General features: G+C 70.9%; 19 protein-coding genes. 12 read left to right on the top strand and 7 right to left on the bottom strand.

Annotated elements, in window-relative coordinates:
- Positions 1-142: 142 nt before the first annotated feature.
- Both ACWC9T_RS05090 and ACWC9T_RS05085 read right to left on the bottom strand, forming a co-directional pair.
- Entirely contained in the window at positions 143-796 is a 654-nt protein-coding gene (locus ACWC9T_RS05090; protein ID WP_449819664.1) for an MBL fold metallo-hydrolase, read from the bottom strand.
- 57 nt (positions 797-853) lie between these two features.
- The gene (locus ACWC9T_RS05085; RefSeq protein WP_449819663.1) at positions 854-1,588 is read right to left on the bottom strand and encodes a maleylpyruvate isomerase family mycothiol-dependent enzyme; all 735 of its coding nucleotides are present in this window, start codon (positions 1,586-1,588) and stop codon (positions 854-856) included.
- Between the two features lie 267 nt (positions 1,589-1,855).
- Here ACWC9T_RS05085 and uvrA point away from each other — a divergent pair, with 267 nt between their 5' ends.
- From uvrA to ACWC9T_RS05030, 11 genes are all read left to right on the top strand, one after another.
- Positions 1,856-4,765 carry an excinuclease ABC subunit UvrA gene (uvrA, locus tag ACWC9T_RS05080; protein ID WP_449819662.1) on the top strand — a complete coding sequence of 970 codons (2,910 nt, stop codon included), beginning with the start codon at positions 1,856-1,858 and terminating at the stop codon, positions 4,763-4,765.
- A gap of 115 nt (positions 4,766-4,880) precedes the next feature.
- On the top strand, positions 4,881-5,324 hold the full coding sequence (locus ACWC9T_RS05075) for a Rieske (2Fe-2S) protein (protein ID WP_449819661.1): 444 nt from the start codon (positions 4,881-4,883) through the stop codon (positions 5,322-5,324).
- 66 nt (positions 5,325-5,390) lie between these two features.
- Positions 5,391-7,460, top strand: coding sequence for an excinuclease ABC subunit UvrC (gene uvrC, locus ACWC9T_RS05070; protein ID WP_449819660.1), 2,070 nt, complete (start codon positions 5,391-5,393; stop codon positions 7,458-7,460).
- 118 nt (positions 7,461-7,578) lie between these two features.
- Complete coding sequence (rapZ, locus tag ACWC9T_RS05065; RefSeq protein ID WP_449819659.1) at positions 7,579-8,463, top strand: RNase adapter RapZ; 885 nt, start codon at positions 7,579-7,581, stop codon at positions 8,461-8,463.
- Positions 8,464-8,527: 64 nt separating this feature from the next.
- Positions 8,528-9,613: a gluconeogenesis factor YvcK family protein gene (locus ACWC9T_RS05060; RefSeq protein WP_449819778.1), complete on the top strand. Its 1,086-nt coding sequence runs from the start codon at positions 8,528-8,530 to the stop codon at positions 9,611-9,613.
- The gene (whiA, locus tag ACWC9T_RS05055; RefSeq protein WP_188308910.1) at positions 9,604-10,584 is read left to right on the top strand and encodes a DNA-binding protein WhiA; all 981 of its coding nucleotides are present in this window, start codon (positions 9,604-9,606) and stop codon (positions 10,582-10,584) included. The genes ACWC9T_RS05060 and whiA overlap by 10 nt, the downstream gene beginning before the upstream one ends.
- Positions 10,585-10,919: 335 nt before the next feature.
- Positions 10,920-11,927 (top strand): type I glyceraldehyde-3-phosphate dehydrogenase, encoded by a 1,008-nt coding sequence (gene gap / locus ACWC9T_RS05050; RefSeq protein ID WP_449819658.1) that lies wholly within the window; start codon positions 10,920-10,922, stop codon positions 11,925-11,927.
- 152 nt (positions 11,928-12,079) lie between these two features.
- Positions 12,080-13,282, top strand: a complete 1,203-nt coding sequence (locus ACWC9T_RS05045; protein ID WP_449819657.1) for a phosphoglycerate kinase — start codon at positions 12,080-12,082, stop codon at positions 13,280-13,282.
- Between the two features lie 6 nt (positions 13,283-13,288).
- The gene (tpiA, locus tag ACWC9T_RS05040; RefSeq protein ID WP_449819656.1) at positions 13,289-14,074 is read left to right on the top strand and encodes a triose-phosphate isomerase; all 786 of its coding nucleotides are present in this window, start codon (positions 13,289-13,291) and stop codon (positions 14,072-14,074) included.
- An 87-nt stretch (positions 14,075-14,161) separates the two neighbouring features.
- The gene (gene secG, locus ACWC9T_RS05035) at positions 14,162-14,398 is read left to right on the top strand and encodes a preprotein translocase subunit SecG (protein WP_393026151.1); all 237 of its coding nucleotides are present in this window, start codon (positions 14,162-14,164) and stop codon (positions 14,396-14,398) included.
- A 204-nt stretch (positions 14,399-14,602) separates the two neighbouring features.
- Entirely contained in the window at positions 14,603-14,890 is a 288-nt protein-coding gene (locus ACWC9T_RS05030) for an RNA polymerase-binding protein RbpA (RefSeq protein WP_030288292.1), read from the top strand.
- Positions 14,891-15,074: 184 nt separating this feature from the next.
- On the opposite strand, the gene pgl is transcribed toward ACWC9T_RS05030, so the two are convergent.
- The 5 genes from pgl to tkt form a co-directional block, all read right to left on the bottom strand.
- Positions 15,075-15,863 carry a 6-phosphogluconolactonase gene (gene pgl / locus ACWC9T_RS05025; protein WP_449819655.1) on the bottom strand — a complete coding sequence of 263 codons (789 nt, stop codon included), beginning with the start codon at positions 15,861-15,863 and terminating at the stop codon, positions 15,075-15,077.
- The gene (gene opcA, locus ACWC9T_RS05020; RefSeq protein WP_449819654.1) at positions 15,860-16,933 is read right to left on the bottom strand and encodes a glucose-6-phosphate dehydrogenase assembly protein OpcA; all 1,074 of its coding nucleotides are present in this window, start codon (positions 16,931-16,933) and stop codon (positions 15,860-15,862) included. The genes pgl and opcA overlap by 4 nt, the downstream gene beginning before the upstream one ends.
- The gene (gene zwf / locus ACWC9T_RS05015) at positions 16,930-18,486 is read right to left on the bottom strand and encodes a glucose-6-phosphate dehydrogenase (protein ID WP_449819777.1); all 1,557 of its coding nucleotides are present in this window, start codon (positions 18,484-18,486) and stop codon (positions 16,930-16,932) included. The genes opcA and zwf overlap by 4 nt, the downstream gene beginning before the upstream one ends.
- A gap of 61 nt (positions 18,487-18,547) precedes the next feature.
- The gene (gene tal, locus ACWC9T_RS05010) at positions 18,548-19,690 is read right to left on the bottom strand and encodes a transaldolase (RefSeq protein WP_449819653.1); all 1,143 of its coding nucleotides are present in this window, start codon (positions 19,688-19,690) and stop codon (positions 18,548-18,550) included.
- A gap of 126 nt (positions 19,691-19,816) precedes the next feature.
- Entirely contained in the window at positions 19,817-21,916 is a 2,100-nt protein-coding gene (gene tkt / locus ACWC9T_RS05005; protein WP_449819652.1) for a transketolase, read from the bottom strand.
- Between the two features lie 463 nt (positions 21,917-22,379).
- Here tkt and ACWC9T_RS05000 point away from each other — a divergent pair, with 463 nt between their 5' ends.
- Positions 22,380-23,330, top strand: coding sequence for a heme o synthase (locus ACWC9T_RS05000; protein WP_449819651.1), 951 nt, complete (start codon positions 22,380-22,382; stop codon positions 23,328-23,330).
- Positions 23,331-23,463: the final 133 nt, after the last annotated feature.

Raw genomic sequence — 23,463 nt, 5'->3', positions numbered from 1 at the left:
AAACGTAACGGCGTTGTCGGGGTTCCCCAGTCCTGATGTCCGCGAAGAAGCAGGAACAGGCCGAGCGCGAGAAGCTGAACGCCTCATTGCGCAATGATCCGGGCTGGTCGGCTCCAGGCGGAGCCGACCACCCCGGAAATCGTCACCAGCCGCGCTCGCGCCACTCGTCGAGGTGGGGGCGCTCGGCGCCGACGGTGGTGTCGTTGCCGTGGCCGGGGTAGACCCAGGCCTCGTCCGGGAGGACGTCGAAGATCTTCTCGTTGACGTCCCGGAACAGGCTCCTGAAGGCCTCCGGGTCGCCCCAGGTGTTGCCGACGCCGCCCGGGAAGAGGCAGTCGCCGGTGAAGACGTGCGGGTGGCCCTGCGGGTCGTCGTAGATCAGCACGATCGCGCCCGGGGTGTGGCCGACCAGGTGGCGGACGGTGAGCTCGACGTCGCCGACCCGCAGCTTGTCGCCGTCGGCGAGCAGCAGTTCGGTGGGCACGTCGATGCCTTCGGCGTCGTGCCGCCCGGCGGCGGTGCGGGCGCCGGTGGTGGCGACCACCTCGGCCAGCGCGCCCCAGTGGTCGTGGTGCCGGTGGGTGGTGACCACCGTCTCCAGGTCGTCGCCGACGGTCTCCAGCAGCACCGGGGCGTCGGCGGCCGCGTCGATCAGCAACTGCTCGTCGGTGGCCCTGCAGCGCAGCAGGTAGGCGTTGTTGTCGTACGGGCCGACGGCCACCTTGGTGATGATCAGGTGGGCCAGCTCCCGCACGTCCGGCGGCCCGCCGACCTTGACCGCTCCGTGGTACGTCATCCGTCCGCTCCTCGTCCGGGTCCGGCTACAACAGGGTTCAGGATCATCCTGGCCCCGTCAGCCCAGCGGGGGAAGCTGGGGGAGCGCGGTGTCGGGCGTGCGGCGCAGGTCCGCGCCGTCGGAGCGGCCGGTCAGCCAGGCGAGCAGGGCGCGGAGGGGGCCGTGGACGGCCAGGGAAACCGGGCCCGAGCCGATCAGGCCGAGGTCGCCGGTGTCCTCGGCGACCAGCTCGATGCGGGGCAGCTCGGTGCCGTGCAGCTTGAGGGCGAGCTTGTGGAACTCGGTGACGGCGAACTCCTCCGGCCACTCGGCGGGGGAGTAGCCGCCGGCCAGGTCGACCAGGTGGTACTCGACCTCGGCGAGGCGCTTCCAGACCAGGTCGCAGGCGGGGAAGACGGCGCCGGAGCGGTGGCGCACCTCGGCGGCCCAGTCCTCGTCGGTCATCAGCGCGGCGGCCGCGGCGAAGCCCTCGTGCGACTCGCGCAGGTCGGCGAGCTGGGTGTCCAGCGGGCGGCCGGCGCCGTCCTCGATGCCCTGGTCGCGGGCCTGCTCGCTGGCGTACTGCGGGATGTCGGTGCCGGTGCGGGCGCCGGTCAGCAGGTTGACCAGGGAGTCGGCGTTGCGGGCGATGTGGGCCAGCACGTGGCCGCGGGTCCAGCCGGGGAGCGCGGAGGGCTCGGCGACGGCCTCCGGCAACAGCGCGGAGACGCTCTCCAGCATGCGTCGGGTGCTTGCCTCGACCAGGTTCAGTCGCTCGGTGGCTAGAGCGGCGGCGGAGTGCGAGTCGGACATCGAATCTGCCTTCTGTGCGAGACGGCGCGTTGCCCGAGGAGGGCTTCGCTCGTTGACCAGGCGACGCTATCGCCGAATCCGGCCTCTGAGCAGGGCCCTTTTCGGTCCGGGTGCGGACGGCCCCGGGGCGGCCCTCACTCGTTCGGGTGGTCTCCACTGGACAGAGTCGAGATTCGAACGTCTGAGCTATAGGCTGGCTGCCGCATCCTGGAAGAAGACCGAATCTCACCGCAAGCCATCTCGCCCCGGAGAAAGGCGCCAGAAGCAGTGGCCGACCGCCTCATCGTCCGCGGTGCTCGCGAGCACAACCTCAAGAACGTCTCGCTCGACCTGCCCCGCGACTCCCTCATCGTCTTCACGGGCCTCTCCGGCTCCGGCAAGTCCTCGCTCGCCTTCGACACGATCTTCGCCGAGGGTCAGCGCCGCTACGTCGAGTCGCTGTCCTCGTACGCCCGCCAGTTCCTCGGGCAGATGGACAAGCCCGACGTGGACTTCATCGAGGGCCTCTCCCCGGCCGTCTCGATCGACCAGAAGTCCACCAACCGCAACCCCCGTTCGACCGTCGGCACCATCACCGAGGTCTACGACTACCTGCGCCTGCTGTTCGCCCGGATCGGCAAGCCGCACTGTCCGCACTGCGGCCGCCCGATCGCCAAGCAGTCGCCGCAGGCGATCGTGGACAAGGTGCTGGAGCTCGCCGAGGGCACCCGGTTCCAGGTGCTCAGCCCGGTGGTGCGCGAGCGCAAGGGCGAGTTCGTCGACCTCTTCGCCGACCTCCAGTCCAAGGGCTACTCCCGCGCCCGGGTGGACGGCGAGACGATCCAGCTCGCCGAGCCGCCGAAGCTGAAGAAGCAGGAGAAGCACACCGTCGAGGTGGTGGTCGACCGCCTGACCGTCAAGGAGAGCGCCAAGCGGCGGCTCACCGACTCGGTGGAGACGGCCCTGCGGCTGTCCGGCGGCATGGTCGTGCTCGACTTCGTCGACCTCCCGGAGGGCGACCCGGAACGCGAGCGGATGTACTCCGAGCACCTCTACTGCCCGTACGACGACGTGTCGTTCGAGGAGCTGGAGCCGCGCTCGTTCTCCTTCAACTCGCCGTTCGGCGCCTGCCCGGACTGCTCGGGCCTGGGCAACCGGATGGAGGTCGACCCCGAGCTGGTCGTGCCGGACCCGGAGCGCTCGCTGGACGAGGGCGCGATCCACCCGTGGTCGGCCGGGCACGCCAAGGAGTACTTCCAGCGCCTGATCGACGCGCTGGCCGAGGAGCTCGGCTTCCGCACCGACATCCCCTGGGCCGGGCTGCCCGCCCGCGCCAAGAAGGCGCTGCTGTACGGGCACAAGCACCAGGTGCAGGTCCGCTACCGCAACCGCTTCGGCCGCGAGCGCTCGTACAGCACCGGCTTCGAGGGCGCCGTCCCGTTCATCCAGCGCCGGCACACCGAGGCGGAGAGCGACAGCAGCCGCGAGCGCTTCGAGGGCTACATGCGCGAGGTGCCCTGCCCGACCTGTGAGGGCACCCGGCTCAAGCCGGTGGTGCTCGCGGTCACCGTCGAGGAGAAGTCGATCGCCGACGTCTCGTCGATGTCGATCAGCGACTGCGCCGAGTTCCTGGGCGCGATGAAGCTCAACGACCGGGACAAGCAGATCGCCGAGCGGGTCCTCAAGGAGGTCAACGAGCGGCTGCGCTTCCTGGTCGACGTCGGCCTGGACTACCTCTCCCTGGACCGCGCGGCCGGCACCCTGTCCGGCGGCGAGGCCCAGCGCATCCGGCTGGCCACCCAGATCGGCTCCGGCCTGGTCGGCGTGCTGTACGTGCTGGACGAGCCGTCCATCGGTCTGCACCAGCGGGACAACCACCGGCTGATCGAGACGCTGGTGCGGCTGCGCGACATCGGCAACACCCTGATCGTGGTCGAGCACGACGAGGACACCATCAAGACCGCGGACTGGGTGGTGGACATCGGCCCGGGCGCCGGCGAGCACGGCGGCAACGTGGTGCACTCCGGTTCGCTGAAGCAGCTGCTCGGCAACAAGGAGTCGCTGACCGGCCAGTACCTCTCCGGAAAGAGGTCCATCCCGATCCCGGCCGCCCGTCGCGACCGGGACAAGAAGCGCCAGCTGACCGTCCACGGTGCCCGCGAGCACAACCTCAAGGACGTCACGGTCGGCTTCCCGCTCAGCACCCTGACCGCGATCACCGGTGTCTCCGGCTCCGGCAAGTCGACGCTGGTCAACGACATCCTCTACACCCACCTCGCCCGGGAGCTGAACGGCGCCCGCAGCGTGCCCGGCCGGCACACCCGGATCACCGGCACCGACCTGGTGGACAAGGTGGTGCACGTCGACCAGTCGCCGATCGGCCGCACCCCGCGGTCGAACCCCGCCACCTACACCGGGGTGTTCGACCACGTCCGCCGACTCTTCGCGGAGACCCAGGAGGCCAAGGTCCGCGGTTACCTGCCCGGCCGCTTCTCCTTCAACGTCAAGGGCGGCCGCTGCGAGAACTGCACCGGCGACGGCACCATCAAGATCGAGATGAACTTCCTGCCGGACGTCTACGTGCCGTGCGAGGTCTGTCACGGCGCCCGGTACAACCGGGAGACGCTGGAGGTCCACTACAAGGGCAAGTCCATCGCCGAGGTGCTGGACATGCCGATCGAGGAGGCGCTGGGCTTCTTCGAGGCCGTCCCGGCGATCGCCCGCCACCTCAGGACGCTCAACGACGTCGGCCTCGGATACGTCCGGCTCGGCCAGTCCGCGCCGACGCTCTCCGGCGGCGAGGCCCAGCGCGTCAAGCTCGCCTCGGAGCTGCAGAAGCGCTCCACCGGGCGGACGGTCTACGTGCTGGACGAGCCCACCACCGGTCTGCACTTCGAGGACATCAGCAAGCTGATCAAGGTGCTCAGCGGGCTGGTTGACAAGGGCAACACGGTGATCGTCATCGAGCACAACCTCGATGTGATCAAGACCGCCGACTGGATCGTCGACATGGGCCCCGAGGGCGGATCCGGCGGCGGCACGGTGGTCGCCGAGGGCACCCCGGAGCAGATCGCGGCCGTCCCGGAGAGCCACACCGGCAAGTTCCTGCGGGACATCCTGCCGGGTGACTTCGCGGACGCCCCGGTCGCGCCACCCGCCAAGAGGGCGCCGCGCAAGCGGGCCGCCGCCAAGAAGTAGGCCGGATCGCGCCCCGCCGCTCCCACCCCGGGAGCGGCGGGGCGCGTGCCGCATAGACTTCCACGGGCCCACCCAGTCGCGGCCCGTCCCGCACGAACCCGCCAGGAGCGCACCGATGTCCGAGGCCCCCGAGACCAGCACCGCCACCTCCCGTCGCACCCTGCTCTGCGGGGCCGCGGCCGCCCTGGCGGTCGGCGGCACCGTGGCGGTCACCGGCTGCAGTTCCTCCTCCGGCTCCTCCGACTCCAGCAGCGCACCCAAGGGCCCGGTGGACCTCGGCCCGGCCTCGGCGATCCCGGAGGGCGGCGGCAAGGTCTTCCGCGAGCAGAAGATCGTGGTCACCCAGCCGACCGCCGGCCAGTACAAGGCCTTCAGCGCCAAGTGCACCCACGCCGGCTGCATCGTGGACCAGGTCAAGAAGGAGCAGATCCAGTGCCCCTGCCACGGCAGCCGGTTCGGCATTGCCGACGGCGCGGTGCAGGACGGCCCGGCCCCCAGCCCGCTGCCCGCCTACACCGTCACGGTCGAGGGCGGGAACCTCAAGGTCACCCCGAGCTGAAGCAGTTGAGCTCCTCTCGATTGATCTTGTCCCCACGGCCCCGACCGCACTCGGTACGGTGGACTCATGGCTGACCCGAGCACCTACCGCCCGGCGCCGGGCGCGATCCCGACCTCCCCGGGCGTCTACAAGTTCCGCGACGCCCACGGCCGGGTCATCTACGTCGGCAAGGCCAAGAGCCTGCGGCCGCGCCTGTCGTCCTACTTCCAGGACCTGGCCGGCCTGCACCCGCGCACCGCGACCATGGTCACCACCGCCGCCTCGGTGGAGTGGACCGTGGTCGGCACCGAGGTCGAGGCGCTCCAGCTGGAGTACTCCTGGATCAAGGAGTTCGACCCGCGGTTCAACGTCAAGTACCGCGATGACAAGAGCTATCCGGAACTCGCCGTCACCCTCAACGAGGAGTACCCGCGGGTCCAGGTGATGCGCGGGGCGCACAAGAAGGGCGTGCGCTACTTCGGCCCGTACGGGCACGCCTGGGCGATCCGCGAGACGGTCGACCTGCTGCTGCGCGTCTTCCCCGTCCGCACCTGCTCCAACGGCGTGTTCAAGCGCGCCCGACAGGTCGGCCGCCCCTGCCTGCTGGGCTACATCGGCAAGTGCGCCGCGCCCTGCGTCGGCAAGGTCTCGGCGGACGAACACCGGGCGCTGGCCGAGGACTTCTGCGACTTCATGGCCGGGCGCACCGGCAACTACCTGGGCCGGCTGGAAGAGCAGATGCAGGAGGCGGCCACCGAGATGGAGTACGAGAAGGCGGCCCGGCTGCGGGACGACATCGGCGCCCTCAAGCGCGCGATGGAGAAGAACGCCATCGTGCTCGCCGACGCCACCGACGCCGACCTGCTGGCCCTCGCCGAGGACGAACTCGAGGCCGCCGTGCAGATCTTCCACGTCCGCGGCGGCCGGGTGCGCGGCCAGCGCGGCTGGGTCACCGACAAGGTCGAGGACGTCGACACCGCCGGCCTGGTCGAGCACGCCCTCCAGCAGCTCTACGGCGGTGCCACTGCGGATGAACGCAGTGAGTCGGTCCCGCGCGAGGTGCTGGTCCCCGCCCTGCCCGAACCGGCCGCCCCGATAAAGGAGTGGCTGAGCGACCTGCGCGGCAGTCAGGTCGACCTGCGCATCCCGCAGCGCGGCGACAAGAGGGACCTGATGGCCACCGTGCAGCGCAACGCCCAGCAGGCGCTGGCGCTGCACAAGACCAAGCGCGCCTCCGACCTGACCACCCGCAGCCGCGCCCTGCAGGAGATCGCCGACGCGCTGGAGCTGGACTCCGTCCCGCTGCGCATCGAGTGCTACGACATCTCCCACCTCCAGGGCGAGGACGTGGTCGCCTCGATGGTCGTCTTCGAGGACGGCCTGGCCCGCAAGAGCGAGTACCGGCGCTTCCAGATCAAGGGCTTCGAGGGCCAGGACGACGTCCGCTCGATGCACGAGGTGATCGGCCGCCGCTTCCGCCGCTACCTCCAGGAGCGCGAGCAGACCGGCGAGTGGGCCGTCCCCGAGGAGGACCAGCCCGCCACCTCCGAGCTTGGCAGTGGCACCGCCGCCCGGGACGAGGAGGGCCGCCCCAAGCGCTTCGCCTACCCGCCGCAGCTGCTGGTGGTAGACGGTGGCCAGCCGCAGGTCGCCGCGGCCAAGCGGGCCCTGGACGAGCTCGGCATCGACGACGTCGCGCTGTGCGGCCTGGCCAAGCGCCTGGAGGAGGTGTGGCTGCCGGGCGAGGACGACCCGGTCGTGCTGCCGCGCTCCAGCGAGGGCCTCTACCTGCTCCAGCGGGTCCGCGACGAGGCCCACCGCTTCGCGATCAGCTATCAGCGCAACAAGCGGTCCAAGCGACTCACCGCCGGGGAACTGGACTCCGTCCCGGGCCTCGGCGAGACTCGCCGCCAGGCGCTGCTCAAGCACTTCGGCTCGCTGAAGAAGCTCCGGGCGGCCACCGTCGACGAACTCTGCGCGGTACCCGGTATCGGACGCCGCACCGCGGAGACCGTTGCGGCAGCGTTGTCGTCCCGTACACCCGCCGCTCCCGCGGTCAACACCGCGACCGGCGAGATCATCGAGGACGGGGCCGACCAGGCCGCCGAGCCGGTGGCCGCAGCACCCCAGACCGCACCATCCCAGGAGACGCCATGACGGCCGACGCCGCCCGTCTGTCGGCGCGCCCCGACTCCGCCCGCCTGTCCGGGACGGGGAAGGGCGGCCGTGCCGTGCGCGTTCTCCCCAGCAGAAAGACCGAGAGCGGGGAACCGAAGTGACCGTGTCAGACGTGGCCGAGAACGCGCCGGAGCTGGTGATCATCTCCGGCATGTCCGGAGCCGGCCGCTCCACCGCCGCGAAGTGCCTGGAGGACCTCGGCTGGTTCGTGGTGGACAACCTCCCGCCGGCCCTGATCCCCACCATGGTCGACCTGGGCGCCCGCTCCCAGGGCAACGTCGCCCGGATCGGCGTGGTCGTGGACGTCCGCGGCCGCCAGTTCTTCGACGACCTGCTCACCTCGCTGGACGAGCTGGAGAAGCGCGGCGTCCGCCTCCGGGTGGTCTTCCTCGACTCCTCCGACGAGGCCCTGGTGCGCCGCTTCGAGAGCGTGCGCCGCCCGCACCCGCTGCAGGCCGACGGCCGGATCGTGGACGGCATCGCCCGGGAACGCGACCTGCTGCGCGACCTGCGCGGCGAGGCCGACCTGGTGATCGACACCTCCAACCTCAACGTGCACCAGCTGCGCGCCAAGCTGGACGCCCAGTTCGCCGACCACGACGAGCCCGAGCTGCGCGCCACCGTGATGTCCTTCGGTTTCAAGTACGGCCTGCCGGTCGACGCCGACCTCGTGGTGGACTGCCGCTTCCTGCCCAACCCGCACTGGGTGCCCGAGCTTCGGGCCCGTACCGGCACCGACGCGGACGTCGCCGACTACGTGTTCCAGCAGCCCGGTGCCAACGAGTTCCTGAACGGTTACGCCGAGCTGCTCCGGATCGTTACCGAGGGCTACCGGCGGGAGGGGAAGCGCTACATGACGCTTGCCGTAGGCTGCACCGGTGGCAAGCACCGCAGCGTCGCCATGTCCGAGCGTCTGACCAAGCGTCTCATCGCCGACGGAGTCGAGACGGTGCTCGTCCACCGTGACATGGGACGGGAGTAACCGCCGCCTTCCCTGCCGGCCCCCCGGCGGAGCCGGTGGCGGGGCCGAGGAACGCGAGGTGAGTGTGGCGGGATACGTGCCCGGGCGACAGCCGCAGAGCAGGGCCGGCGAACGGGCGGGCAGCCCGACGCCGGGCCGTCCGCGCAGCAGTCCCGCCCGGGCCAACCCGGCTCCCCGGATCACCGCGCTCGGCGGCGGCCAGGGCCTGTCCGCCTCGCTGTCCGCGTTGCGCCGGCTCACCAGCGACCTCACCGCCGTGGTCACCGTCGCCGACGACGGCGGCTCCAGCGGCCGGCTGCGCGAGGAACTGGGCGTGCTGCCGCCGGGAGACCTGCGCAAGGCGCTGGCCGCGCTGTGCGGGGACGACGACTGGGGCCGCACCTGGTCCGAAGTGATCCAGCAGCGTTTCACCGGCAACGGTGAGCTGGGCGGGCACGCGGTCGGCAACCTCCTGATCGTCGCGCTCTGGGAGAAGCTCGGCGACCCGGTGGCGGCGCTGGACTGGGTCGGCCGGCTGCTGAACGTCCAGGGCCGGGTGCTGCCGATGTCGGCGGTGCCGCTGGACATCGAGGCGAGCGTGCGCGGCCACGACCCGGCCCGCCCGGCCGAGGTCACGGCCGTGCGCGGCCAGGCCAGCGTGGCGGTCACCCCCGGCACCGTGCAGTCGATCCGGCTGCTGCCGGACGAGCCGCCGGCCGTCCCGGAGGCGGTCACGGCGGTCCGGGAGGCGGACTGGGTGGTGCTCGGCCCCGGCTCCTGGTTCACCAGCGTGCTGCCGCACCTGCTGGTGCCCGAGCTGGCCAAGGCACTGACCGAGACCCGCGCCCGCCGTCTGCTCACCCTCAACCTGGCCCCGCAGCCCGGGGAGACCGAGGGCTTCACCCCACAGCGTCACCTGGAGGTCATCGCCGACCACGCTCCGCAGCTCGCCGTGGATGCGATCCTGGTGGACGAGCGTGCCGTCACGGGTGGCGCCTTCGGCCAGGCGGACCTGGCCGGTCTGGAGAAGGCCGCCGAACGGATGGGTGCCGCTCTGGTGCTCGGCACGGTGGCCCGCACCGACGGCACCCCGCGACACGACCCGGAGCTGTTGGCGGCCGCGTACGACCGGATTTTCCGGACACATGGAAGGATCGGGCCATGGCGATGACTCCAGCGGTGAAGGACGAGATCAGCCGGCTCCCGGTCACCCGGGCCTGCTGTCGCAAGGCGGAGGTGTCGGCGATCCTGCGGTTCGCGGGCGGACTGCACATCGTGAGCGGCCGCATCGTGATCGAGGCGGAGCTCGACACCGGGGCGGCGGCGCGCCGGCTGCGCAAGGACCTCCTGGAGATCTTCGGGCACTCCTCCGACCTCGTGGTCATGGCCCCGGGCGGACTGCGGCGCGGCAGCCGCTTCGTCGTCCGGGTGGTCAAGGACGGCGAGCTGCTCGCGCGCCAGACCGGCCTCGTGGACGGGCGCGGGCGCCCGATCCGGGGTCTGCCCCCGGCGGTCGTCTCCGGTGCCACCTGCGATGCCGAGGCGGCCTGGCGCGGAGCCTTCCTGGCGCACGGCTCGCTCACCGAGCCGGGCCGCTCCTCCTCGCTGGAGATCACCTGCCCCGGCTCCGAGGCCGCCCTCGCCCTGGTCGGCGCGGCGCGCAGGCTCGGCATCCCGGCCAAGGCCCGCGAGGTGCGCGGCGTGGACCGGGTGGTGATCCGCGACGGCGACGCGATCGGCGCGCTGCTGACTCGCCTCGGCGCGCACGAGTCGGTGCTCGCCTGGGAGGAGCGCCGGATGCGGCGCGAGGTCCGGGCCACCGCCAACCGCCTGGCCAACTTCGACGACGCCAACCTGCGCCGCTCGGCCCGCGCCGCGGTCGCGGCCGGCGCCCGGGTGCAGCGCGCGCTGGAGATCCTCGGCGAGGAGGTGCCCGAGCACCTGGCCGCGGCCGGCCAGCTGCGGATGCAGCACAAGCAGGCCTCGCTGGAGGAGCTGGGCGCGCTCGCCGACCCGCCGTTGACCAAGGACGCGGTGGCCGGCCGGATCCGCCGACTGCTGGCGATGGCCGACAAGCGCGCCGCCGAGCTCGGCCTGCCGAGCACCGAGGCCAATCTGACCGACGAGATGGCGCTCAACTGACGATCACGCTCCGTGAGCGCTCCCGCCCCTTCGACTCGGAGGCGAGTGGGCGAATCACAGCGGCCGGTGTCCGGATGACGGACACCGGCCGCGGTCGTTTCCGGGCCGGCCCGGAAGTCCGAAATTGGTAGAGACCACTGGCCTGGGATCAACTGCCCGCCGGGCCATGGTCGGACGGCCTGAAATCGGGTTTACGGTGCGCCACGCCAAGTCTCACGAGGTGGCGCGATGTGCCCTCCCAGCGCTGGGAGGGGTAGGGTCATAGGCGGTCGGGGACTTCCCAAATCTCATCCCCGTCGGCTTCACGCCGGCGTACCTAACGAGGAGATCGGTTCGTGACGATCCGGGTAGGCATCAACGGCTTCGGCCGCATCGGCCGCAACTTCTTCCGCGCGGTCAAGGCCCAGGGCGCTGACATCGAGATCGTCGGTGTCAACGACCTCACCGACACGAAGACCCTGGCTCACCTGCTCAAGTACGACACCACCCTGGGCACCTTCCCCGGCGCGGTCTCGCACACCGAGGACAGCATCACCGTCGACGGCCACACCTTCAAGGTGACCGCCGAGCGTGACCCCGCCAACCTGCCGTGGGCCGAGCTGGGCGCCGACATCGTCGTCGAGTCCACCGGCATCTTCACCAAGGCCGAGGCCGCGAAGAAGCACCTCGCCGCCGGCGCGAAGAAGGTCATCATCTCGGCGCCCGCCACCGACGAGGACGTCACCATCGTCCTGGGTGTGAACGACGACAAGTACGACGCCGCCAAGCACGACATCATCTCCAACGCCTCCTGCACCACCAACTGCGTGGCGCCGATGGCCAAGGTGCTGAACGAGAACTTCGGCATCGTCAAGGGTCTGATGACCACCGTCCACGCGTTCACCAACGACCAGGTGACCCTGGACTTCCCGCACAAGGACCTGCGCCGCGCCCGCGCCGCGTCGCAGAACATCATCCCGACCTCGACCGGTGCCGCCAAGGCGACCGCCCTGGTCCTGCCGGAGCTGAAGGGCAAGCTGGACGGCACCTCGCTGCGCGTCCCGGTCCCGACCGGCTCCATCACGGACCTGGTCGTCACCCTGGAGCGTGAGGTCACCAAGGACGAGGTCAACGCGGCCTTCCAGAAGGCCGCGCAGGAGGGCCCGCTCAAGGGCATCCTGGCCTACACCGAGGACCCGATCGTCTCCTCGGACATCGTCAACGACCCGGCCTCCTGCATCTTCGACTCCAGCCTGACCATGGTCCAGGGCAACCAGGTCAAGGTGCTCGGCTGGTACGACAACGAGTGGGGTTACTCGAACCGCGTCGTCGACCTGGTCGCCCTCGTCGGTGGACAGCTCTGACGCAGTGGGAGCTGACGTGATGTAGGGGCGAGGGCCCGGACGGCGAAACGGAGCCGACCGGGCCCTCGCTCTGCGTACAAGGACTTCTCAGGCGGCCCCTGCGCCGTGCCGCCTCTGCGCATCAACCATCTCCCCGGGAGACCGAAGAACCAGTGAAGACCATCGAAGACCTGGACGTCGCCGGCAAGCGCGTCTTCGTGCGCGCCGACCTGAACGTCCCGCTGGACGGCGAGACCATCACCGACGACGGCCGGATCCGCGCCGTCGCGCCGACCATCGCCAAGCTCCTTGAGCGCGGTGCCAAGGTCGTCGTCGCCTCCCACCTCGGCCGCCCCAAGGGCGAGCCGGACCCGAAGTTCTCGCTCGCCCCGGCGGCCAAGCGTCTCGGCGAGATCCTCGGCAAGAGCGTCGCGTTCGCCACCGACACCGTGGGCGAGAGCGCCGCGGCCACCGTGGCCGCGCTGGCCGACGGCGAGGTCGCGCTGCTGGAGAACCTGCGCTTCAACGCCGGTGAGACCAGCAAGGACGACGCCGAGCGCAAGGCCTTCGCCGAGCAGCTGGCCGTCCTGGCCGACCTGTACGTGGGTGACGGCTTCGGCGCCGTGCACCGCAAGCACGCCTCGGTCTACGACCTGCCCAAGCTCCTGCCGCACGCGGCCGGCGACCTGATCGCCACCGAGGTCGGTGTGCTGAAGAAGCTCACCGAGGACGTCGCGCGCCCCTACGTGGTCGTGCTCGGCGGGGCCAAGGTCTCGGACAAGCTCGGTGTGATCGACAACCTACTGAAGAAGGCCGACCGGATCCTGATCGGCGGCGGCATGGCGTACACCTTCCTCGCGGCCAAGGGCCACGAGGTCGGCATCTCGCTGCTGCAGGCGGACCAGAAGCCGAAGTGCCTGGAGTACCTGGCCGAGGCCGAGAAGCGCGGCGTCGAGTTCGTCCTGCCCGTGGACGTCCTGGTCTCCGCCGAGTTCCCGGACCTCAAGGGCAAGACCCCGGCCAACCCGGACACCGTCGCCGCGGACGCGATCCCGGCCGACAAGGAGGGCCTGGACATCGGCCCGAAGACCCGCGAGCTGTACGCGGCGAAGCTGGCCGACGCCGGCACCGTGTTCTGGAACGGCCCGATGGGCGTCTTCGAGCACCCGGACTACGCGAACGGCACCAAGGCCGTCGCGCAGGCCCTGATCGACAGCAGCGCGTTCACCGTGGTCGGCGGCGGCGACTCCGCCGCGGCCGTCCGCACCCTGGGCTTCGACGAGAACGCGTTCGGACACATCTCGACCGGCGGCGGCGCGAGCCTTGAGTACCTGGAGGGCAAGACCCTCCCCGGTCTCGCCGCTCTGGAGGACTGAAACCACATGACCGACCGTCTCCCGCTGATGGCGGGCAACTGGAAGATGAACCTCAACCACCTTGAGGCCATCCAGCACACCCAGAAGCTGGCGTTCGCGCTGGCCGACAAGGACTACGAGGCCGTCGAGGTCGCCGTCCTGGTGCCGTTCACCGACCTGCGCTCGGTGCAGACCCTGGTCTTCGGCGACAAGCTGAAGATCAAGTACGGCTCGCAGGACATCTCGCAGCACGACGGCGGCGCCTACACCGGCGAGGTCTCCGGCCCGATGCTGGCCAAGCTCCAGTGCACCTACGCGGTGATCGGCCACTCGGAGCGCCGCCAGTACCACGGCGAGAACGAGGAGATCGTCAACGCCAAGGTGAAGGCCGCCTACCGGGCCGGGGTCACCCCGATCCTGTGCATCGGCGAGCCGCTGGACATCCGCAAGGCCGGCACCCACGTCGAGTACACCCTGGCCCAGCTGGACGGCGCGCTGGAGGGCATTCCGGCCCACCAGGCCGAGTCCATCGTGGTCGCGTACGAGCCGGTCTGGGCGATCGGCACCGGCGAGGTGGCCACTCCGGAGGACGCGCAGGAGGTCTGTGCCGCCATCCGCAAGCGGATCGCCGAGCTGTACGACGCCGAGCTGGCCGACAAGGTCCGCGTGCTGTACGGCGGTTCGGTGAAGTCGTCGAGCGCGGCCGGTCTGATGGCCAAGCCCGACATCGACGGCGGCCTGATCGGCGGTGCCTCGCTGGACGCCGACGAGTTCGTCAAGATCGTGCGCTACCGTGAGCAGGCAGTAGGCTAACGCCGCCGCAGCAACGTAGGCTTTGGGGCCGGACCGCCGTACGCGGCCCGGCCCCTTCGCCGAAGATACGAGAGAGTTGGTCCCGTCGTGGTTCTCGGGTTCTCGATTGCCCTGATCATCTTCAGTCTGTTGATGGTCCTGCTGGTGCTGCTGCACAAGGGGAAGGGCGGCGGCCTGTCGGACATGTTCGGCGGTGGCGCGATGTCGACCGGCGGCGGTTCGGCGGTGGCCGAGCGCAACCTGGACCGCATCACCATCGTGGTCGGCCTCGGGTGGTTCGCCTGCATCATCGTGCTGGGCCTGGTCCTCAAGTACCAGAGCTGACACAACCCTGACGCCCCGTCGCCCGAGCGCCTATCCTGGGAAGGTCGGGGCGGAGGCGATGGTGGCGGATGCTTAAGTCCTGCTTACACTAGGACGACTTTCGCCACCGACGCGCACCGCGGCGGGGCGGCGCACCAGCACGCAGGGAGTCAGACCGTGGCAAGTGGCAACGCCATCCGTGGCAGCAGGGTCGGGGCCGGCCCGATGGGGGAGGCGGAGCGCGGCGAGTCCGCCCCGCGCAGCCGGATCTCCTTCTGGTGCGCCAACAAGCACGAGACCCGGCCCAGCTTCGCCGCCGAGGCCGTCATCCCGGACACCTGGGACTGCCCGCGCTGCGGCTTCCCGGCCGGGCAGGACGAGCACAACCCGCCGGCGCCCTCGCGCAACGAGCCGTACAAGACCCACCTCGCCTACGTCCGTGAGCGGCGCACCGACGCCGACGGCGAGGCGATCCTCGCCGAGGCGCTGGCCAAGCTGCGCGGCGAGATCTGACCCGCGGGAGCGAGCCGAAGGGGCGCGCCGGTGCCGAAAGGGAGAAGCGACCAGCGAGGTACGAGCGCCGGAGCGCCGACCGTCGGCATCGGGTCGGAAGCGCCCCGGAGGCGAGCCGAGCGCCAGACAGGCAGAAAGGGCGCCACCGTCGAGTGACGGTGGCGCCCTTCGGCGTTCGCGGCTGCTACGCCGAGGCCGGCGGGTACAGCTGCGGCGGGATCCGCTCCGCGGCGGCGCGGTCCAGCAGCCACAGGGTGCGGCTGCGGCCGCGCGCTCCGGAGGCGGGCGCCTGGAGCTCGCCGGGGCCGGACAGGGCCAGCGCGACCGCGCCCGCCTTGTCCTCACCGGCGGCCAGCAGCCAGACCTCGCGGGCCGCCCGGATCGCCGGGAGGGTGAGCGAGATCCGGGTCGGCGGGGGCTTGGGGGCCCCGCGCACGCCGACCACGGTCAGCTCGGTCTCCCGCACACCCGGGTGTTCCGGGAAGAGCGAGGCGACGTGGGTGTCCGGGCCGACGCCGAGCAGCAGCACGTCGAAGGCCGGGACGCCGAGCCGGTCGCCCGGCCCGGCGGCCTTCGCCAGCTCCTCCGCGTAGCGTGCGGCGGCCGACTCCACGTCCGAGCCGTCCACCCCGTCCGAGGCGGGCATCTCGTGCACCCGCGCCGGGTCGAGCGGGACGGCGTCCAGCAGCTCGGCGCGGGCCTGGACGGCGTTGCGGTCCGGGTCGGCGGCGGACACGAAGCGCTCGTCGCCCCACCACAGGTCCAGCCGGCCCCAGTCGACCGCGTCGCGCGCCGGGGAGGCGGCGATCGCGGCCAGCAGGGCGTTGCCGTTGCGACCGCCGGTGAGTACCACCGAGGCGGTGCCGCGGGCGGCCTGGGCGTCCACGATCCGGGTGATCAGCCGGGCCGCGGCCGCCTGGGCCATCAGCTCCTTGTCCCGGTGGACGACCAGCTGCGGGGGCGTGGCGGTCATGCGCTCCCCTTGGCGGCGCGCTTGCCCGGGGCCTTCTTCACGGCATTCTCCGCACCGTCGGCGGTCACCCGGGAGGGGTTGGCCACTGCGGCGTCGGTGACGGCCCGGGCGGCCTGCTCGGCCGCCGCCTGCTCGGCGCCCGCCGGCTCGCGCAGCCGCTCGACGGGCGTTCGCACGGCCGTCGCGTAGATGTCGTCCGGGTCCAGCCGGCGCAGCTCCTCGGCGATCAGCTCCGAGGTCTCGCGCCGCTTGAGCGCCACCTGGCGGTCCGGCGAGCCGGGCATGGAGAGCGTGCCCATCAGGCCGTCCGGGCGGTCCAGGGTGATGTCCCCGTCCTTGGTGCGCAGGTGCACCGCGGTGATGCCCGGGCCGCCGGTGACGACCCGCTCGACCGGCACGTGCAGCCGGTTGGTCAGCCAGAGACCGAGCAGCTCGACGCTGGGGTTGTAGGACTCGCCCTCGACCGCCGCAGAGGTGATCCGGGACGGCCGCTGGTCCAGCGCGGCGGCCAGCATCGAGCGCCAGCCGGTGATCCGGGTCCAGGCCAGGTCGGTGTCGCCCGGGGTGTAGCTCTCGGCCCGCTGGGCGAGCTGGCCGACCGGGGACTCGGCGGTGACCGCGTCGGTGATCCGGCGCTGGGCGAGCGAGCCCAGCGGGTCCTGCGCCGGGTGCAGCGGCGCGTTGTCCGGCCACCAGACGACGGTCGGGGCGTCCGGCAGCAGCAGCGGCAGGACCACCGACTGGGCGTGCGCGACGAGTTCGCCGTGCATGCGCAGGATGACCGTCTCGCCGGAGCCGGCGTCCGAGCCGACCAGGATCTCGGCGTCCAGGCGGGTCTCGGCGCGCGCCCGGGGCGAGCGCCCGGCGCGCTTGATCACCGCGAGGGTGCGCATCGGGTGCTCGCGGGAGGCGTCGTAGGCGGCCTTGAGGGCGTCGTAGGCGCTGCCCTCGTCGGTCACGATCACCAGGGTGAGCACCATGCCGGCGGCGGTGGAGCCGCTGGTCCGGCGCGCCGCCATGAGCGCGGCGTTGATCTTGCTGGACGTCGTGTTGGTGAGGTCGATCTTCATGGCCGGCGCCAGCTCCTGCCGTCTCGTGCGAGCATCTCGTCCGCCTCGGCGGGGCCCCAGGTCCCCGCCGCGTACTGGGCGGGCTTGCCGTGGGTGTCCCAGTACCTCTCGATCGGGTCGAGGATCTGCCAGGAGAGCTCGACCTCCTGGTGGCGCGGGAACAGGTTCGACTCGCCGAGCAGTACGTCGAGGATGAGCCGCTCGTACGCCTCCGGGCTGGACTCGGTGAAGGACTCGCCGTAGGCGAAGTCCATCGTCACGTCCCGGACCTCGAAGGAGGTGCCCGGCACCTTGGAGCCGAACCGCACCGTCACGCCCTCGTCCGGCTGGACCCGGATGACCAGGGCGTTCTGCCCCAGCTCCTCGGTCGCGTAGGAGTCGAACGGCAGGTACGGGGCGCGCTGGAAGACCACCGCGATCTCGGTGACCCGGCGGCCCAGCCGCTTGCCGGTGCGCAGGTAGAACGGGACGCCCGCCCAGCGGCGGTTGTTGATCTCCAGCTTGATGGCCGCGTAGGTGTCGGTCTTGGAGTCGGGGTTGATGCCGTCCTCGTCCAGGTAGCCGACGACCTCCTCGCCGCCCTGCCAGCCGGGGGCGTACTGGGCGCGCACGGTGTGCTTGCCGAGGTCGGCCGGGAGCCGGACGGCGCTGAGCACCTTGAGCTTCTCGGCCACCAGCGCCTTCGGGTGGAAGGACGCCGGCTCCTCGATGGCGGTGAGCGCCATCAGCTGCAGCAGGTGGTTCTGGATGACGTCACGGGCGGCGCCGATGCCGTCGTAGTAGCCGGCCCGGCCGCCGATGCCGATGTCCTCGGCCATGGTGATCTGCACGTGGTCGACGTACGACCGGTTCCAGATCGGCTCGAACATCTGGTTGGCGAAGCGCAGCGCCAGGATGTTCTGGACCGTCTCCTTGCCCAGGTAGTGGTCGATCCGGAAGACCTCGTCCCGGGGGAAGACCTCGTGGACGACCTTGTTGAGTTCCTGGGCGCTCTCCAGGTCGTGGCCGAAGGGCTTCTCGATGACGGCTCGGCGCCAGGAGCCCTGCGGCGGGTCGGCCAGGCCGTGCTTCTTGAGCTGCTGGACGACGGTGGGGAAGAACTTCGGCGGGACGGACAGGTAGAAGGCGAAGTTGCCGCCGGTGCCCTGGGCCTTGTCCAGCTCCTCGATGGTCTGACGGAGCTTGTCGAAGGCGTCGTCGTCGTCGAAGGTGCCCTGGACGAAGCGCATGCCCTTGGCGAGTTGCTGCCAGACCTCCTCCCGGAACGGGGTCCGGGCGTGGTCCTTGACCGCGTCGTGGACCTCCTTGGCGAAGTCCTCGTCCTCCCACTCGCGGCGGGCGAAGCCGACCAGGGAGAAGCCCGGCGGCAGCAGACCGCGGTTGGCCAGGTCGTAGATGGCCGGCATCAGCTTCTTGCGGGACAGGTCGCCGGTGACCCCGAAGATGACCAGGCCGGACGGCCCCGCGATGCGCGGGAGCCGCCGGTCGGAGGGGTCACGAAGCGGGTTGACGGGGGCGGGCGGGAGGTCGTCCGCGTCCGATTCCGGAGTCAACTCAGGGAAATCAGTGCTCACTTGATGGGCTCCGCTTTCGTGCGCTGGCTGTGAGCAGGGGTCACTTCTGGTCGGCGAAGGACGCGAGCGAGGCGGTGACGGTGTCGAGCAGTTCCTTCCAGGACTGCTCGAACTTCTCCACGCCCTCGTCCTCCAGGACCTGGACCACGTCGTCGTAGTCCACGCCGGCGGCCGCGATGGCGTCCAGGACGGCCTTGGCGTCGGCGTAGTTCGGGACGATGGTGTTGCCGGTGACGACGCCGTGGTCGCCGGTGGCGTCCAGGGTGGCCTCGGGCATCGTGTTCACGGTGCCGGGGGCGACCAGCTCGGTGACGTACAGGGTGTCCGGCAGGGCCGGGTCCTTGACGCCGGTGGAGGCCCAGAGCGGGCGCTGCGGCTTGGCACCGGCGGCCTCCAAGGCCTTCCAGCGGGCGCTGCCGTCGGTCTTGCCGTCGACCGAGCCGAAGACCTCCTCGTACGCCTGGTAGGCGAGGCGGGCGTTGGCCAGGGCGGCCTTGGAGCGCAGGTTCCTGGCGTCGCCGCCGATCTTGTCCAGGCGCTTGTCGATCTCGGTGTCCACGCGGGACACGAAGAAGGACGCGACCGACTCGATCTGGGAGAGGTCCAGGCCCTTGGCCTTGGCGGCCTCCAGGCCGGTCAGGTAGGCGTTCATGACGGCCTTGTAGCGGTCCAGGGAGAAGATCAGCGTGACGTTGACGCTGATGCCCAGACCGATGACCTCGCTGATGGCGGGCAGGCCGGCCTTGGTGGCGGGGATCTTGATGAAGACGTTCGGGCGGTCGACCAGCCACCACAGCTGCTTGGCCTCGGCCACGGTGGGGGCGGTCTCGTGCGCCAGGCGCGGGTCGACCTCGATGGAGACCCGGCCGTCGCGGCCGTTGGAGGCGTCGTAGACCGGGCGCAGCACGTCGGCGGCGTCGCGCACGTCCGAGGTGGTGATCATGCGGATCGCCTCGTCGGTGGTGACCTTGCGGACCGCGAGGTCGCGCAGCTGGCCGTCGTACGAGGTGTCGCCGCTGCCGGCGATGGCCTTCTGGAAGATGGTCGGGTTGGTGGTGACGCCCACCACGTGCTTGTTCTGCACCAGCTCGGCCAGGTTGCCGGAGTTCAGCCGCTTGCGGCTGAGGTCGTCCAGCCAGATCGCAACGCCTTCGTCGCTGAGGCGCTTCAGTGCGTCAGTCATGGTGCTTCAGTCCTTCGTCTTCTTCTGCTTCGTGGGGTAGTCAGAGGGGCCGGGCCGTCGACGTGCGGGTCTCGGGCCCGGCTGCTGTTCCGCACTCGCTGCCAGGCGCTCGTGCGGGTGAGCGCGCTAGCGGTTGACGGCTTCGAGGGAGCGCAGGGCGTTGTGGGCCTCGGCCACCACGCGCTCGGCGGTCAGGCCGAACTCCTCGAACAGCACCTTGTAGTCGGCGGAGGCACCGAAGTGCTCCAGCGAGACGATCCGGCCGTGGTCGCCGACCAGCTCGCGCCAGCCCTGGGCGATGCCGGCCTCGACCGAGACGCGGGCCTTGACGGACGGCGGCAGCACGCTGTCACGGTAGGCCTGGTCCTGCTCCTGGAACCACTCGAAGGACGGGACCGAGACCACGCGGGTGGCGATGCCCTCGGCCTCCAGGACCTCGCGGGCCTGGACGGCCAGCTGGACCTCGGAGCCGGTGCCCAGCAGGATCACCTGCGGGTCGCCGTTGGAGGCCTCGGCCAGGATGTAGCCGCCCTTCGCGGTGCCCTCGGCGGAGGCGTAGACCTCGCGGTCGAAGGTCGGGACGTTCTGGCGGGTGAGCGCCAGGCCGACCGGGCCGGGGTGGGTGGTCTGGCGCTCGATGACGGTGCGCCAGGCGACGGCGGTCTCGTTGGCGTCGGCCGGGCGGACCATGGCCAGGCCCGGGATGGCGCGCAGCGAGGCCATGTGCTCGACCGGCTGGTGGGTCGGGCCGTCCTCGCCGAGACCGATCGAGTCGTGCGTCCAGACGTAGGTGACCGGCAGCTTCATCAGCGCGGCCAGGCGGACGGCCGGGCGCATGTAGTCGGCGAAGACCAGGAAGGTGCCGCCGTAGACGCGGGTCTTGCCGTGCAGCGCGATGCCGTTCATGGTCGAGCCCATGGCGTGCTCGCGGATGCCGAAGTGGATCGTCCGGCCGTACGGGCTGGCGGACTTCAGCGGGTTGCCCTCGGGGAGGAACGAGCTGTCCTCGTCGATGGTGGTGAGGTTGGACTCCGCGAGGTCGGCCGAACCGCCCCACAGCTCCGGGATCACCGCGCCGAGCGCCTTGAGGGTCTCGCCGGAGGCCTTGCGGGTGGCGACGTCCTTGCCGGCCGGGAAGGAGGGGACGGCCTTCTTCCAGCCCTCGGGCAGCTCGCCGGCCTGGATGCGGTCGAACTCGGCGCCGCGCTGCGGGTTGGCGGCGCGCCAGGCGTCGAAGGACTGCTGCCACTGGTCGCGGGCGGCCTTGCCGCGCTTGATGACCAGGCGGGCGTGCTCGATGACCTGGTCGCTGACCTCGAAGGTCTTCTCCGGGTCGAAGCCCAGGACCTTCTTGGTGGCGGCGATCTCCTCGGCGCCGAGCGCGGAGCCGTGCGCCTTGGCGGTGTCCTGGGCGTTCGGGGCCGGCCAGGCGATGATGGTGCGCATCGCGATGATCGACGGGCGGGAGGTCTCGGCCTTGGCGGCGGCCAGCGCCCCGGCGAGGGCCTCGACGTCGATGTCGCCGTTGGCCTTCGGGGTCACCCGCTGCACGTGCCAGCCGTAGGCCTCGTAGCGCTTGAGGACGTCCTCGGAGAAGGCGGTCTCGGTGTCGCCCTCGATCGAGATGTGGTTGTCGTCGTACAGAGCGACCAGGTTGCCCAGCTTCTGGTGGCCGGCCAGCGAGGAGGCCTCGGCGGAGATGCCCTCCTCCAGGTCGCCGTCGGAGACGATGGCCCAGATGGTGTGGTCGAAGGGGGACTCGCCGGCCGGGGCCTCCGGGTCGAACAGGCCGCGCTCGTAGCGGGCGGCCATCGCCATGCCGACCGCGTTGGCGATGCCCTGGCCGAGCGGGCCGGTGGTGGTCTCGACGCCGGCGGTGTGGCCGTGCTCGGGGTGGCCGGGGGTGCGGCTGCCGCCCACGCGGAAGGCCTTGAGGTCGTCCAGCTCCAGGCCGTAACCCGAGAGGTACAGCTGGGTGTAGAGGGTCAGGCTGGTGTGCCCGGGGGAGAGGACGAAGCGGTCGCGGCCGGCCCAGGCCGGGTCGGTCGGGTCGTGGCGCAGGAAGCGCTGGAAGATCAGGTACGCCGCGGGGGCCAGCGACATGGCCGTCCCGGGGTGTCCGTTGCCGACCTTCTGGACAGCGTCCATGGCCAGGACGCGCGCCGTGTCAACCGTGCGCTCGTCCAGTTCCGTCCACTCGAATGCGTTCGTCGGCGCAGTGCTCACCCTGTCTCAGGGCTCCTTCCATTGTGAAGAGTGACCCCGTGAATGGGGACCGGGTCGGCCACGGCGCTGTGGTCCCGACTATGGGTGGTGCCGGTCACGGAGGGTAGATCCCGCTTCTGCGTGGGAGCCTACCGTCCGGCCCGGGGCTCACCCTCCGTGCCGAGACAACCGGGATTTCCGCATGGTGATTCCCACTAGGGCGTTCTGACCGATTTTGTCCCAGGCTCAACCGGTTTGCTGCCCCGCGTCGCCCAGGTCGTCGGCACGGGCCGCGAGGGCTCGCCGGAAGCGGTTCGTGGCTTCACCCAGTCGGCTCACTCCGAGGTGTGCCATCCGCCTCGCCGGGGGACCCCGGAGCCGGATGGGATATACGGAGCGTCTATGGTGGCGTGGTACGCGCAGAGCGGACGATTCGGGACCCTTCGTTCCTGTGGACGCCTGCGAGGATTCATCTTCAGTTGGGGTGTTAGTGACCGCCGTCGAAACCCGTCCCGCCGGGGTCACCGGGGCGACGCCTGCGCATCACCGGCCGATCGGGGCCCGTGTCGGCGCCTTCGTCGCACTGACCAAGCCTCGGATCATCGAGCTGCTGCTGATGAGCACCGTGCCGGTGATGTTCCTGGCCCAGCAGGGTGTGCCGAACATGCTGCTGGTGCTGAAGGTCGTGGTCGGCGGCTACCTCTCGGCGGGCGGCGCCAACGCCCTCAACATGTACATCGACCGGGACATCGACGCGCTGATGTCCCGTACCGAGCGGCGGCCGATCGTCACCGGGATGGTGTCGCCGCGTGAGGCGCTGGTGTTCGGCGTCGCGCTCGCGGTCATCTCCACCCTGCTGCTGGGCTTCGGTGTCAACTGGCTCTCCGCCGGGCTGGCGCTGGGCGCGCTGTTGTTCTACGTGTTCGTCTACACGCTGGGGCTCAAGCGGCGCACCTCGCAGAACATCGTCTGGGGCGGCATCGCCGGCTGCATGCCGGTGCTGATCGGCTGGTCCTCGGTCACCGACTCGGTGTCCTGGGCTGCGGTCGCGCTGTTCCTGGTGGTGTTCTTCTGGACCCCGCCGCACACCTGGGTGCTGTCGATGAAGGTGCGCGACGACTACCTGCGCGCGGGCGTGCCGATGCTGCCGGTGGTCAAGGGCAACGTCGCGGTGGGCAAGCAGGTCGTCGTCTACTCCTGGGTGATGGTGGCGACCTCGCTGGCGGTGTGGCCGCTGGGGAACATGAGCTGGCTGTACCCGGTGGCGGCGGTGGTGCTCGGCGCGGCGTGGCTGCGCGAGGCGCACGCGCTGTACGGGCGGGCCAAGGCCGGGATCGTGGGCGCCAAGCTGAAGGAGATGCGGCTGTTCCACTGGTCGATCACCTACCTGTCGCTGCTGTTCGTGGTCTGCGCGATCGACCCGTTCGTGAAGTGAGGCTGAAGCGCGAGAGAGCCCCGGTCCGGCGGACCGGGGAGACGCCGCCCTCGTCGGTGCCGAGGAAGTACCGGTCCCCGGTCTGCGGCGCCTCGAAGGAGGGCAGCAGCACGAGCTCGGTGCCCTGCGCGGT

The organism is Kitasatospora sp. NPDC001159 (genome assembly GCF_053598235.1).
Note: the sequence above shows the minus strand (reverse complement) of the source record. Positions and strands in the feature narration are given on the sequence as shown.

Excerpts from the sequence above, each read along its gene's own strand:
- ACWC9T_RS05030 (WP_030288292.1), top strand. The coding sequence starts at position 14,603 with ATGGGGGAGGCGGAGCGCGGCGAGTCCGCCCCGCGCAGCCGGATCTCC.
- whiA (WP_188308910.1), top strand. The coding sequence starts at position 9,604 with ATGGCGATGACTCCAGCGGTGAAGGACGAGATCAGCCGGCTCCCGGTC.
- pgl (WP_449819655.1), bottom strand. The coding sequence starts at position 15,863 with ATGACCGCCACGCCCCCGCAGCTGGTCGTCCACCGGGACAAGGAGCTG.
- ACWC9T_RS05075 (WP_449819661.1), top strand. The coding sequence starts at position 4,881 with ATGTCCGAGGCCCCCGAGACCAGCACCGCCACCTCCCGTCGCACCCTG.
- ACWC9T_RS05090 (WP_449819664.1), bottom strand. The coding sequence starts at position 796 with ATGACGTACCACGGAGCGGTCAAGGTCGGCGGGCCGCCGGACGTGCGG.
- opcA (WP_449819654.1), bottom strand. The coding sequence starts at position 16,933 with ATGAAGATCGACCTCACCAACACGACGTCCAGCAAGATCAACGCCGCG.
- ACWC9T_RS05085 (WP_449819663.1), bottom strand. The coding sequence starts at position 1,588 with ATGTCCGACTCGCACTCCGCCGCCGCTCTAGCCACCGAGCGACTGAAC.
- uvrC (WP_449819660.1), top strand. The coding sequence starts at position 5,391 with ATGGCTGACCCGAGCACCTACCGCCCGGCGCCGGGCGCGATCCCGACC.
- tpiA (WP_449819656.1), top strand. The coding sequence starts at position 13,289 with ATGACCGACCGTCTCCCGCTGATGGCGGGCAACTGGAAGATGAACCTC.
- tal (WP_449819653.1), bottom strand. The coding sequence starts at position 19,690 with ATGACTGACGCACTGAAGCGCCTCAGCGACGAAGGCGTTGCGATCTGG.